The following is a 13,009-nucleotide window of genomic DNA, read 5'->3' as shown; positions in this document are numbered from 1 at the left end:
TTTATTTTTTATCGTCAGTCCAGTACGGGAACTATTTCTGAGACATTAATTTTTCCCTGCACTTTTTTCTTGATTTCAAAACGCGTGAAATCCTGATTTGCTTTAAACCCAAAGCCATAGGTAGTATCTCCCTTTATTGGATTGGTGATACGTACTAGTTTTTCTGTGTATACTATGCGTTCTATCTCATCAAATATTAATTCTGATGTTTCAATTTTTTATTTTCATTGTCATAACATGTGACATTACCTTTGGCTATGATTTTTTTGATTTTATCATCTCTCACAGCTGATTCTGCTTTTATCCAGCTCTTGACCACCTTATTTTTTTCAAGAAACTCAAGTAAAATACCTTTAGGAAATACATCTTTAGAGTTGCCGGGCTCGTTGTATCTTTCCATCACAGGGGCATGGATGATGGCTTTGACCACGGCAGAGTCACTGTATATGATTCGAATATTTTTACCTCTTTCGATTCCGGAACGAATATCTGCGGCAAGGAGTTCGTCAATTTCTTCGGGCTTGTTGCTACAGGAATACAATGAAAGCATGGTCAAACTAAGTAAAAAGGCAGTTTTTACAACATACTTCATTATCTGACTAGAGTTAAGTCACCAGCAAAATTTTTCACTTCGTCATCTATAAACCTTACACGCGCTCTCCAGGCATATACTCCTGTCACAGCATCCTGGCCAGGATTAGTCTCGTTACTATCTCTACGCATTACAGTACCATCCCAACCGCTTTTAGTGTCATTTGTTATCAGCATACCCGGGATTGGTGCCTTGATATCTTTCCCCTGAAAGACCAGATTGCCCCATCGATCATATACTTCCAGCAGTTCAACATACTTCACAGCACGAGTTGTCCATATATTGAAAAACTCATTAGTTCCCGATCCATTGGGTGAAAAGATATTGGGAGCATGAATCATATAACTTTTATTGACACGAATGAGAACAGTATCTTGTTTTTTACATCCGTTTTTGTCCGTTAGTGTAAAAAGATATGGGGTGTCATCCTTAGGAAATACTTCAGGATTAGTAATGCCATTGATCCAAAAATCAGCTGCAGGTGTCCATAAAAGTGTGTCCACGCCATTGAAAGATACATATGATCCATTGAGTCTGGTAGAATCTCCAAATTCAATAGCCTGGTCATCACCTGCATCAATAAATATCTCAGGTGGCTCTGTAATCGATCGTATTAATGTGTCAGCACAGCCTTTGGAGTCCTGGACTATCAAACTATATATACCAGTATCTAACCTTGAAAACATAGGGTTGATGGTAAATGCGCCATTGTTGAGTCTGAATCTGTAATCAGGTGCACCTCCTGTGGGCTGAGCCAATATCGAACCCTCGGGAATATCATAGCACTTTAAATCCACTTTTGTAGCATTGAGACTCAAGGTACTTGTATCTCTACAGCACGGCTGAACAAAAAATTCTTTAATTTTGGTGACTACACAACCTCGCGATGTTTCAACTGTCAAAGCTGCTATCTTATCTCCAAAAGATTGGTAAGTGGTGTTATGAGGGCCTTTACCTGATTGTCTGTCAGGTACGGCTCTGTCACCCATATTCCATGTGTATGTGGTTATAGGATCTGTAGATGAGGTCGACTTATCAGTAAATACGATAGATTTGTCACATTCAAATGCAAGATTGGCATTGATGTCAAAATCCGGCTTAGGGCCGAGAAATGTTCCTGTTCCTCCAAATTGGATGCCGAAACCTAAGCCTGATCTGCTGTAATTGTTTATTACCAATACATAAGACTTACCCACTTCCATATTCAGTGCAGACACAAAGTTATTGTTTCCTGGTTGGCAACCGGGAGCTTCTGAAATATCATTATCACCAATCATAAGGCCAGTTGGGCCATTGCAGTTGATCCATGTTGATAAGGGATCTGTCGCACCTCCGGTACCATTAGCTCCGGATGCCATACATCTTACCAATCGTTTTGTTCTGCAATCATTGATGCCATTGGGCAATTCATACAAAGCAAAGTCAAGATCATCAGAAATCGTGTTTCTATCCCGATGATTGTTTGGAGTAAGTGTAAAAGTCAGGGGACCGGCTACATCACAAGTCCACTTGTACCAGGCCGATTGAAATTCAGCTTCCATACAGTTGCCGGCTTCAATTTCATTTCTGTCATTTCCAATTCCTGTAAGACTTTGCACTGAAAATGAAGATTTGTCACAAAGTACTACTGCTTGACTACAATCCGCTTCTGGTGATGGTACAGGAGTGAAATCATTTATACACAACTTAAATGTACCTTCACCACCAACGGGTGATTCGATCATAAAATAATATGTCTGTCCGATATTGAGATTATCGATGAGTAATTCATCATTGCCTATTGTTTTACCCGGAGAACATTGCAGATATACCCCGCATCTTTGAAACACTACGATTTTTGGGTTTCTGATAGTACCTCCCTGACCCAATCCAAAAACTCTTATTAAGGCCGCAGGTTTTTTTGGAACAAAACTAAACCATACTCCATTTTGCCATAAAAGCTGTACACATGTATTTGGAAAAACCGGATCTGTTTTGGCTCCTACATTACTAAACTGACCATCTGCAGAGCAATAATTGTCAGTAGAAGGTATCGGTGTAGCAAATTGACAATTGTCATTCAGTACCTGACCATAGATAGTAAATCCACATATCAGTGTGATAGTAGTTAATAATATTCGGTAAGCATTCAGCTTTGGTATATATTGCTCCATTTGGATTACCCTTCTAAACATCATAATAACGATCAAAAACTTATAACAGTTGTTTATAAGACCGCAATCAGATATCATTTTGACAACAAAAGTATGATTTTAACGGAATTTTAATGTTTTTATCCTTACTAAAAAGGTAATCATTACTTTTGTGCATCGATAAACCCCCAAAATGGAGATGATAGATTGTAAAAGTTCTTACTTAATGACATGCTGTATATAGTACCTACCCCTGTGGGCAATCTTGAGGATATGACTTTCAGGGCCATCACCGTCCTGAAAAGCTGTGATGTGATACTATCGGAAGACACCAGAACCAGTGGAGTCCTGCTCAAACATTTTATGATAGACAGACCACTTTGGGCCTTTCATGCATTCAATGAGCATCGTGCTCTGACCAATATCATAGATCATCTCCGGCAAGGGAAAAATATTGCCCTCATTTCCGATGCAGGAACGCCAGGTATATCGGACCCGGGATTTCTGCTGGTGCGCGCATGTGTCATTGAGGGAATAAAAGTAAGTTGTCTGCCGGGTGCCACAGCATTTGTGCCTGCATTGGTTTCCTCAGGAATGACGACTGATAAGTTTTATTTTGAAGGATTTTTGCCCCATAAAAAAGGAAGACAGACCAGACTGAAATACTTAGCAACCCTTGATGTCACTATCATTCTCTACGAGTCTCCGCATCGGCTGATGAAGTGTCTTGAAGAAATCAGGGAATATCTTGGGGAAGACAGAATGGTATGTGTAGCACGAGAGATTAGCAAAAAATTTGAAGAATTTAATACCTTGACCGTCGTAAATTCCATCTTGTATTATAAAAATCACCCGCCAAAAGGTGAAATCGTGATAGTAGTAGAAGGACAAAAAAATACAAAAGCAAATAAAAAGCAGGAAGATGATCGGGTATGAAAAAAGGGTATTGGAAAATGGTTTGAAAGTGATCATTCACGAAGACCCATCTACACCTATGGTAGCTGTAAATGTAGCCTACAATGTAGGATCAAAGGATGAAGACGTTGAAAAAACAGGATTTGCACATTTGTTCGAGCACCTAATGTTTGGAGGGTCCACCAATATTCCTGATTTTGATACACCCATACAGGAAGCAGGAGGGGAGAATAATGCTTTTACCAATAGTGATATCACCAATTTTTATGAATTGGTTCCTGCTCAAAATATTGAAACCGCACTTTGGCTTGAATCGGACCGGATGCTCCAACTCCGTTTCAGTAAAAAATCGCTGAATACTCAGAAAAAAGTGGTTATTGAGGAATTTAAAGAAACTTGTCTGAACGAACCATATGGAGATATGTGGCACCATCTGAGTGCGTTGTCGTATACCAAGCACCCATATCAATGGCCCACTATAGGTAAAGGAATGAATCATATAGCCAATGCAACCATCGAAGATGTCAAATCCTTTTTTTACCACTTTTACAGACCTGATAATGCTGTCTTAGTGATAGCCGGAAATATTACATCAGCGGAAGGGTTTTTTCTGGCACACAAATGGTTTGGAAGCATCCCTCCTGGTAAAAATCAAAAAAAACTACTTCCACAAGAACCCGAACAAATATCATCAAGGAAAAAAATCATCCATCAGGATACGATACCTCATGACGCTATTTACAGAGCCTATCACATGGATGGCAGGCTTACAGATGAATATTTTATCTGTGACCTTATATCTGATGTATTGGCCAATGGTCGCTCATCCAGATTTTATCAAAAACTATACAAAGAGCAGCAACTTTTCAGCACCATCGATGCATTTATATCAGGTTCATCTGATCCGGGGTTGTTCATTATAGAAGGAAAAACAATGCCTGGTGTGAGTATAGAACAAGCTTCTGAAGCCATAGATAGAGAACTGGGATTGCTCATGGAAGAAAATCTAACAGAAAGAGAACTCACTAAACTCAAAAACAGCCTTGAAAGCAGCCTTATTTTCTCTGAGATCAGTGTGCTCAACAAAGCGATAAGTCTTGCATATTTTGAGACTTTGGGAGATGCCGGTTTTATCAATGAAGAAGCTGAAAGATATCAAAAAATTACAGCTGGCGATATCCGAAATACCGCAAAAAAGATATTCAGAGTGGAAAACTGTAATGAGTTGATTTACTATAAAAAAGTCGGAATTTAGGCATCAAATTTGACTTATGTGTTTTAGAAACACACAAAATTTCATTGATAAATCGTAATTCTAAGCGTTTTTAACCAACTTCGGCCGCTGTATTTTGTTGATTTTCAGTATATTTTAATTTTTTAACTTCATTTTAGTGAATTTATCCTAAAATTTGTATTATCTTTGCACACTTTTTATAAAACTTCTTTAGACAACAAACTTCCTTATGAGCAGGAAAAAGGTATTGTTCGTAACTCAGGAACTCAACCCTTACACTGAAATTTCGATTATTTCTGATATAGCGAGGAGAATTCCTCATTATGCAGCCAATGATTATGAATTCAGGATATTGATGCCAAAATTTGGAATCATCAACGAAAGAAGGCACAGATTGCACGAAGTGGTTAGATTGTCAGGGATGAACATCATCGTAGATGACGAAGATTACCCGCTGATCATCAAAGTAGCTTCTCTACCAGGTGCCAGACTTCAGGTATATTTTTTGGACAATGAAGAGTTTTTTAAAAGAAAGTCAGTATTTGAAGATGACGATAAGGCAACGTATACAGATAATCAGGAGAGATTTGTATTTTTTTGCAAAGGTGTAATGGAAACTGTTAAAAAATTCGGATGGTCACCTGATATTGTACATTTGCATGGTCAGATAACAAGCCTTATACCTCTTTACATGAAAAAAGCATATCGCAATGACCCTGTCTTTAGCAATGCGAAAGTTATATATACCATGTATGACCAAGATTTAAGTCCCAGCTTTGATCTTAAATTTCTGAATTTGGCCGCAATCAATGATCTTGAAACAGAAGATCTTATCGATTTCAGAGAAGGAGATATGATAAATTTAAATCTTGGTGCAATAAAAAATGCAGATGCCATCATCGCAGGAAGCGAATCAGCCAATGACCTCGTTATACAATATGGACAGGAAAACGATCTGCCTTTTCAGACCAGTTCTTCGGAAATTGACGAAACAGCGCAGTTGTCAGTAAATTTTTATAACACACTTTTGGAAGACCAAGAAAAATAGTCGGGAGCATGCTTCAAAAATTTTATTTTCAGCAGATTTGGATATTGATAGCTGTATTGTTTATTTTACATTCGGGATGTCAGGATCCTCTTACTGTTGGAAATGACTTACTGGATGATCAAAAAATCAATATTGGAGTCATAGATTCATTTGACATCACCACTACTACCATACCAGGGGAAAGAGTAGTGACTCACAGACCCAATGTAGATTCCCGTCTGTATTATCTGGGGCAAATGAATGATCCACTGTTTGGAAAAACGAGTGCTGAGCTTTTTTTGAAATTTCAGATGGGGGCTGTAAAGCCAAATTATCATACCGAAAGCAGGCTGAAATTTGACTCTCTGGTACTTACATTACAATATGACTCTACGGCTATTTATGGCAATACGACAGGCAATCAGCAAATAGAAGTTTTTCAATTAGAAAATAGTTATTCTGAAAGAGATACTTTTTATTCTGATGTAAACTTCACAGCTTCTTCCCGATCCATAGCCTCGCAATCCAAGGGTATCAATATAAAGGACTCTGTGTCTATCACGGACCATATTACCAAGAATCCCATAAAACAAGCTCCGCATCTCAGGATCAGACTCAATGATGGATTCGGAATGGGACTTATAACTAATGAAGAAGCGGGAAAAAACGATACAGCCTTTGTTAATTTTATGAAAGGTTTCAAAATAACTTCAACTACTACTGATAATAACTCCCTTTTGTATGGTTTTAATCTTTCTAATAATGGGTTGAATGCCCAGGGTTCCCTGAATAAACTCACAATGTACTATAGTGTCGCTTCCGGAGACACCACTTTAAGAAAGACATACGAATATTTTATCAATTTTGCCACAATCAACAAGTTTGTCCATAACACATCGGGAAGTCAGCTTGCCAATGTTTTGAGAGATACATCATTGGCCAATGGACTTACTTATCTGCAACCGATGGCTGGAGCCAAAACAGTGGTCAGGATAAAAGACTTAAACAAACTTTCTGATAAACAGATCAACAAAGCGGAACTCACCGTTTACATCGCAGAACCAACAGGCAAAGAAGTATATAACCGTCCGCCTGCTCAGATAACTGCAGCATACAAACTTAGTGATGGAAGATTGGCTTTAGTTCCTGACATAGCTCAATTGGTCAACTCCAATACTAATTTTGAACCGGTATTTGGCGGAAGCCTGGATAATCGTACTACAGTTCATAAATATACAATGAATATCACCAATCATGTAAAAAGTGTATTGAAAGATAAGAATCACAGTCCTGATCTTTATCTGGGTATATTGACAGAATCAGAAGTTGCTCAGAGAGCAATCCTCTATGGTGGAAAACATGGGTTGTATCCTATAAAACTCAGTGTGACCCATACAAAAAACTAAAGATCATGTGTGGAATCGTTGCTTATATCGGCCATCAGCAAGCATTTCCGATCATCCTGGAAGGTTTGAAAAGACTCGAATACAGAGGTTATGACAGTGCCGGTATTTCTATATTGGACAATGAAATAAAAACAGTAAAGAAAAAAGGAAAGGTCTCTAAGCTGGAAGCAGCTGCTAAGGAGAAAAATGTATCAGGCACTATGGGAATCGGACATACGCGTTGGGCTACTCATGGCAAACCTGATGATATCAATGCACATCCACATCTTTCCGGAAATGGTCGTCTGGCGATCATACACAATGGTATAATTGAAAACTATAGCACGCTTAAAAAAGCCCTGTCCGAACGAGGACATACTTTTATCAGTGAAACCGATACTGAAGTTTTGGTCCATCTGATAGAGGAATACCAAAAAAAAGAAAACTTAGATATCACAGAGGCAGTCAGATTGGCACTTGAAAAAGCAGTAGGTGCTTATGCGATCGTGGTCATGGATAGAAATAATCCTGGTGTTTTGATCGGTGCCAGAAAATCAAGCCCCTTAGTCATGGGCATAGGTAATGGAGAATACTTCCTGGCATCAGATGCATCGCCTATCATCAAATACACCAACAAAGTCATCTATCTGAATGACGAAGAAATAGTAACTATCCATTCTAACGGAAATTATGAAGTAACCAATCTCAAAAATGAAGTCCAGGAGCATGAAATCAAAGAGCTGGATTTGAAAATTGAGGAATTGGAAAAAGAAGGGTACAGCCACTTCATGCTAAAAGAGATATATCAGCAGCCCACTACTATCCGCGAGAGTATGAGAGGACGTATCAATGCTCATGATGGATGGGTATTGGTAGGAGGAATGCAACAGTATATCAACAGAATCGTAAATGCAAAACGTATCATTTTTGCAGCTTGCGGTACGTCGTGGCATTCAGCACTGGTGGCCGAGTATATATTTGAGGAGCTTGCGAGAATTCCTGTTGAAGTAGAATATGCTTCAGAACTGAGATACAGAAATCCTATCATCAACGCTGATGATGTCGTCATAGCTATCTCACAGTCTGGAGAGACTGCAGATACACTTGCGGCACTCGAAATGGCAAAAGACAAAGGAGCTTTACTATATGGTATCGTCAATGTAATAGGTTCTTCAATTGCCAGATTTACACATTGCGGATCTTATACCCATGCAGGGCCTGAAATTGGGGTAGCTTCTACAAAAGCATTTACTTCACAGCTCACAGTCCTGACCTTGATGGCCTTAAACCTGGGGCATCGGAGAGGGACTATCTCAGAAGATTATTTCAGGCAACTGGCTTATGCGCTGGAGTCTATACCGGATAAAGTAGAAAAAGTATTGCAAGCCAATGAAAAGATAAAGTATATAGCACATGAAATAAAAGATGTGTCAAATGCTTTGTACCTTGGCAGAGGATACAATTTTCCGGTGGCTTTGGAAGGCGCGCTGAAATTAAAGGAAATTTCCTATATTCATGCTGAAGGATACCCGGCTGCTGAAATGAAACATGGTCCGATTGCTTTGATCGATGAAAATATGCCCGTGATCATCATTGCTACCAACATGTCAGCTTATGATAAAATTGTCAGCAACATTCAGGAAGTCAAAGCAAGAAAAGCCATAGTCATCTCGATAGTAACAGAAGGTGATACAAAGATAAAAGAAATGTCGGACTATACTATTGAAATACCTGAAACAGAAGAACCACTTTCGCCGCTTTTATCTGTCATACCTTTGCAATTGCTGGCTTACCATATAGCAGTGCTCAGAGGGTGTGATGTGGATCAACCCCGCAATCTTGCAAAATCAGTGACTGTAGAATAATTATATAAGCAAAAACATTCATAATGAAAAAGTCATTAAGCCTGGAATATAACTCAACAAGAGATAAATTAAAGTTTTCTGAATATGGCCGATCGGTTCAAAAATTGATCAGTTATGCCAAAACACTGGAAACCAAAGCTGAAAGACAGTCAGCTATGGAAGAAATCGTGGAAATAATCAATCAGCTTAATCCGCAAACTAAAAATGTCCTTGAATATAAACAAAAATTGTGGAGGCATATGTTTAAGATGGCAGATTATGATATTGATGTAGATAATCCATATGGTGGAATTCCTACTGAGGAAGATAATACATTCAGACCATCAAAAGTACCGTATCCTCAACATGAATTCAACTGGAGACATTATGGACACAATATCCGTATTATGATAGACAAGGCACTCAAAATGGAAGAAGGACCTGTCAAACAAGGATTTGTCGAAACCATTCTATCCTATATGAAATTGTCATATCGCACCTGGAATAAGGAACACTTTGTGAGTGACGATATCATTATTTCCGATCTTTCAGTCATGTCCGGCAATAAACTATCTGTTCATGAGGACCACACCATTCAGGTAGTAACCAAAGGTACTTCTCCTTCCAATGTAAATACCTTCAAAGATGGTAAAAACAGATATAAGAGCCGAAATCCGGGTCAAAATCAGAATCAGAATCAACCCCAAAAGAATAAAAAGCCCTTTACTAAACCAAGGAAAAAAATATAATACCGATAGGGGATATTAGTGTTATGTTAAGTTAATCTCACATTGGTACAATTGTTCTTAGCCTTCTTTTTGCTTTGCATATCCTGACCATTAAAAATCAGACTTTTACAGTTTTCCATGCTCCGCGTTTGAAGACAATATAAGCCACGATAGCAATAATGGTTTCTGCGATAGGTACTGCTGCAAATATCCCGTCTAATCCAAAATCTGTATAATACTGTATAAGATATGCCATAGGGATCTGTATCAACCAAAATCCAACAAAATTGATCCATGTGGGTGTGGAAGTGTCTCCGGCACCATTGAGTGCCTGAATCAGCACCATCCCGATGCCATAGAAGATAAATCCTGATCCTACGATTTGAAGTGCCCTGACACCTATATTTAATACTTCTGCATCTTGTGTAAAAAATCCAATAATAGGTCGTGATAAAAATATAAAAATCAGGCTTACAAATGCCATAAATATCGCGTTGTACTTCATAGCCAGCATCACACTTTTTTCAGCTCTTTCCGGACTTCCGGCACCTAAATTTTGACCTGTAAGAGTGGCCGCAGCATTGGATAATCCCCATGCAGGCAGGATAAAAAATACTACATTTCTTATTGCAATCTGATATCCGGCTGAGGCATCCGTTCCGCCTTCTTCCGCAACGAGTCTGGTAAGTATGATCCAACTACCTGATGCAATGATAAACTGAAAGGTGGCCGGCCAGGCCAGTTTTATCATAGATCTTATAACATCAAAATCAGGTACAACATCAGACCATCTGATCCTGATGACTCCACTACCACCAAAGAGATGATACAACTGATATACAACTCCGCTGCCACGACCTATACAAGTTGCAATGGCAGCCCCTTCAATTCCCCAACCATTCCAGGTTCCTATGCCATAAATCAGTAGAGGGTCCAGTATGATATTTAAAATACTTGCTATCCACAAGCTCCTCATCGCCAATGCTGCATTGCCTGCTCCTCTGAAGATACCATTGATCAAAAAAATAAGGACTATGACTATATTAAAACCAAACATGATTTTTGTAAACATGTGACCTTCGCGGATGACATCTTCAGAAGCACCCATAAATGCGAGAAGTGTATCAGCATAAATCCATCCTGAGATGCCCAGAATGATGGAAATAAATATCGAGATGATGATCGCCTGCACCGAAGCTTTGGAAGCACCTTCTGTATTTTTTTCGCCTATGCGTCTGGCAATTACCGCAGTAGCCGCAGTACTCAAACCTATGGCAATGGAATACACCAAGGTAATAAGTGATTCAGTAAATCCAATAATTGCAATGGCATTACTCCCCAACTTACCTACAAAAAATATATCCACCAAAGCAAAAACACTTTCAAGACTCAGCTCCAAAATCATAGGAATGGCCAAAAGAAAAATTGCAGTCCTTATACTCCCTTGTGTATAGTCCCGCTCTTCTCCTTTTAGTGAGTCCTTTATGATTTGCCAGCCTTGTTTGATTTTATTGGGCATCATGCTACCTAAAAATGGAATAAAAAGCACAAACATACTCTTTTCATGCAAAACGCCGGTTCGACAACTTTAAAAAAAATGATAACCCGATTCGATTGACATCAATATCACTCTTGGTGCCAAATGATGAAAGTTTAATCAAACCTAAACTGCAACTTTGGGATACACCCTATTTGAATCTACTTTTTCCACTTGATATTACATCCGGCACCCGGATATTGTTTTTGCATCGGAGGCTCGCCTCTGAGCAGGAGATCGAGTGCCAATCTGAGGTCTTTGCCTGTAAGTGGCTTGTCATTTCCGGGTCTTGACTCATCCAGTCTACCCCTATAATACAACTGGTCTTTACTATCAAAAACATAAATATCAGGAGTGCATGCTGCATCATAAGCATGGGCAACAGATTGGGTTTCATCATACAAATAAGGAAAAGGGTATCTCAATACCGTGGCAACAATTTTCATTTTATCAGGTGCATCGTCAGGATAATTGACCGCATCGTTGCTGCTGATAGCCACGAACCCAATGCCATTTTGCAGGTATTCCTGAGCAATTTTTACCAGTTCGTCATTGACATGGATGACATATGGGCAGTGATTACACAGAAATAATACAACTGTACCATTGACCCCTTGAATGTCTTTGTACGTTTTATGTACACCACTTTTTGTATCCGGTAGATTAAAATCCGGAGCAACGGTGCCGAGATCCATCATTTTTGATTCAGTAAGCGCCATACGGAATTTTTATTGTTGCGCAAAAATACAAAAGCCCTTCAGATGATTTATATTGGACAGAAAATATTACGCAAAAAATTTAAATCATAATGTATTGTAAATTAAATAATTATGAAAATAATTTTTCGCAATCAATTTTTTGTTTGGTATAATCCGAAGGGCTCTTGAAAATCTTTAGAATATTATCTTTTAATTATTGAACAGGTGCAGCAGCAGGTTTTGCTGTCAGATTGATCTTCAGCGCGATGTCGTCATTGATAAACTTGTCTCCTAAGTCAGAAAAAATACTTTTTGACTTGTAGTTGACACCCCAGTCTGTTCTGTTGATCGCAAAGGATGGAGTGGATACCGTTACACCTGCCTCATTGACAGCAACATTTGCAGGTATAGTTATCTCTTTTGTGATACCTTTGAGTGTAAGATTTCCTTTGACCAATGCATTCAGTCCGTTTTCGCCTGTAGTATCTGCAACAGAAGTAATTTCAAATTTTCCGGCAGGAAATTTAGTAACATTGAAGAAATGATCAGCTCCGTCAGCTTCTGTACCCTTAAGGTGAGCTTCAAGATCAGCTTTGTCATCTCCGGTGATGTCAGTCACTACGATGGTATTCATATCAAGATTGAAACCACCGGAAGTGAGTTTACCATTGCTTACAAACAGCTGACCATCAGAAATATTGATGGTTCCTGTATGTTTGTCACCTGTAGGCTTGGAGCCTTCCCAGTTGATGGTGGTCATATCCGGGGCTGCATTATATTGTACCCCTTCAGTAGTTGCTACTTCTCCTTTTTCGCCGGCAGTGGTTGCCTTTTCTTTGCAGGAGAACATTAAAATACTTATTCCTGAAATCAATATCAGATTAAATAAAACTTTCATTTTCTAAATTAAATTACGT

At 38.9% G+C, this 13,009-nt stretch carries 12 protein-coding genes; 6 read left to right on the top strand and 6 right to left on the bottom strand.

The window, feature by feature from the left end; translation table 11 throughout:
• Positions 1-14: 14 nt before the first annotated feature.
• From lptC to IPK35_00930, 3 genes are read right to left on the bottom strand one after another with little or no spacing between them, the layout of a single operon-like run.
• Entirely contained in the window at positions 15-215 is a 201-nt protein-coding gene (gene lptC / locus IPK35_00940) for an LPS export ABC transporter periplasmic protein LptC (protein MBK8051862.1), read from the bottom strand.
• The gene (locus IPK35_00935; GenBank protein ID MBK8051861.1) at positions 197-592 is read right to left on the bottom strand and encodes a hypothetical protein; all 396 of its coding nucleotides are present in this window, start codon (positions 590-592) and stop codon (positions 197-199) included. The genes lptC and IPK35_00935 overlap by 19 nt, the downstream gene beginning before the upstream one ends.
• Positions 592-2,745, bottom strand: coding sequence for a gliding motility-associated C-terminal domain-containing protein (locus IPK35_00930; GenBank protein ID MBK8051860.1), 2,154 nt, complete (start codon positions 2,743-2,745; stop codon positions 592-594). Before IPK35_00930 ends, IPK35_00935 begins: the two co-directional genes overlap by 1 nt.
• Before the next feature lie 210 nt (positions 2,746-2,955).
• Between IPK35_00930 and rsmI the strand changes: the two genes are divergently transcribed.
• From rsmI to IPK35_00900, 6 genes are all read left to right on the top strand, one after another.
• The gene (gene rsmI, locus IPK35_00925) at positions 2,956-3,660 is read left to right on the top strand and encodes a 16S rRNA (cytidine(1402)-2'-O)-methyltransferase (GenBank protein MBK8051859.1); all 705 of its coding nucleotides are present in this window, start codon (positions 2,956-2,958) and stop codon (positions 3,658-3,660) included.
• Positions 3,650-4,894, top strand: a complete 1,245-nt coding sequence (locus IPK35_00920; GenBank protein MBK8051858.1) for an insulinase family protein — start codon at positions 3,650-3,652, stop codon at positions 4,892-4,894. Before rsmI ends, IPK35_00920 begins: the two co-directional genes overlap by 11 nt.
• Positions 4,895-5,102: 208 nt before the next feature.
• Positions 5,103-5,921 carry a glycogen/starch synthase gene (locus IPK35_00915; protein MBK8051857.1) on the top strand — a complete coding sequence of 273 codons (819 nt, stop codon included), beginning with the start codon at positions 5,103-5,105 and terminating at the stop codon, positions 5,919-5,921.
• An 8-nt stretch (positions 5,922-5,929) separates the two neighbouring features.
• Complete coding sequence (locus tag IPK35_00910) at positions 5,930-7,306, top strand: DUF4270 family protein (GenBank protein ID MBK8051856.1); 1,377 nt, start codon at positions 5,930-5,932, stop codon at positions 7,304-7,306.
• A gap of 5 nt (positions 7,307-7,311) precedes the next feature.
• Positions 7,312-9,150: a glutamine--fructose-6-phosphate transaminase (isomerizing) gene (gene glmS / locus IPK35_00905; GenBank protein MBK8051855.1), complete on the top strand. Its 1,839-nt coding sequence runs from the start codon at positions 7,312-7,314 to the stop codon at positions 9,148-9,150.
• Positions 9,151-9,173: 23 nt separating this feature from the next.
• Complete coding sequence (locus IPK35_00900) at positions 9,174-9,878, top strand: DUF4290 domain-containing protein (GenBank protein ID MBK8051854.1); 705 nt, start codon at positions 9,174-9,176, stop codon at positions 9,876-9,878.
• Between the two features lie 97 nt (positions 9,879-9,975).
• Here the strand turns inward: IPK35_00900 and IPK35_00895 are convergent, their stop codons facing one another.
• The 3 genes from IPK35_00895 to IPK35_00885 form a co-directional block, all read right to left on the bottom strand.
• Complete coding sequence (locus IPK35_00895; GenBank protein ID MBK8051853.1) at positions 9,976-11,379, bottom strand: MATE family efflux transporter; 1,404 nt, start codon at positions 11,377-11,379, stop codon at positions 9,976-9,978.
• A gap of 176 nt (positions 11,380-11,555) precedes the next feature.
• Positions 11,556-12,113, bottom strand: coding sequence for a thioredoxin family protein (locus IPK35_00890; GenBank protein MBK8051852.1), 558 nt, complete (start codon positions 12,111-12,113; stop codon positions 11,556-11,558).
• Positions 12,114-12,306: 193 nt separating this feature from the next.
• Entirely contained in the window at positions 12,307-12,990 is a 684-nt protein-coding gene (locus IPK35_00885) for a YceI family protein (protein ID MBK8051851.1), read from the bottom strand.
• Positions 12,991-13,009 lie beyond the last annotated feature (19 nt).

Source organism: Saprospiraceae bacterium, assembly GCA_016713025.1.
Lineage (GTDB): Bacteria > Bacteroidota > Bacteroidia > Chitinophagales > Saprospiraceae > OLB9.
Note: the sequence above shows the minus strand (reverse complement) of the source record. Positions and strands in the feature narration are given on the sequence as shown.

What these genes read in the sequence shown, in the direction of transcription:
- IPK35_00935 (MBK8051861.1), bottom strand. Translation starts at nt 592, where the DNA reads ATGAAGTATGTTGTAAAAACTGCCTTTTTACTTAGTTTGACCATGCTT.
- IPK35_00930 (MBK8051860.1), bottom strand. Translation starts at nt 2,745, where the DNA reads ATGGAGCAATATATACCAAAGCTGAATGCTTACCGAATATTATTAACT.
- rsmI (MBK8051859.1), top strand. Translation starts at nt 2,956, where the DNA reads ATGCTGTATATAGTACCTACCCCTGTGGGCAATCTTGAGGATATGACT.
- IPK35_00915 (MBK8051857.1), top strand. Translation starts at nt 5,103, where the DNA reads ATGAGCAGGAAAAAGGTATTGTTCGTAACTCAGGAACTCAACCCTTAC.
- IPK35_00910 (MBK8051856.1), top strand. Translation starts at nt 5,930, where the DNA reads ATGCTTCAAAAATTTTATTTTCAGCAGATTTGGATATTGATAGCTGTA.
- glmS (MBK8051855.1), top strand. Translation starts at nt 7,312, where the DNA reads ATGTGTGGAATCGTTGCTTATATCGGCCATCAGCAAGCATTTCCGATC.
- IPK35_00900 (MBK8051854.1), top strand. Translation starts at nt 9,174, where the DNA reads ATGAAAAAGTCATTAAGCCTGGAATATAACTCAACAAGAGATAAATTA.
- IPK35_00895 (MBK8051853.1), bottom strand. Translation starts at nt 11,379, where the DNA reads ATGATGCCCAATAAAATCAAACAAGGCTGGCAAATCATAAAGGACTCA.
- IPK35_00890 (MBK8051852.1), bottom strand. Translation starts at nt 12,113, where the DNA reads ATGGCGCTTACTGAATCAAAAATGATGGATCTCGGCACCGTTGCTCCG.
- IPK35_00885 (MBK8051851.1), bottom strand. Translation starts at nt 12,990, where the DNA reads ATGAAAGTTTTATTTAATCTGATATTGATTTCAGGAATAAGTATTTTA.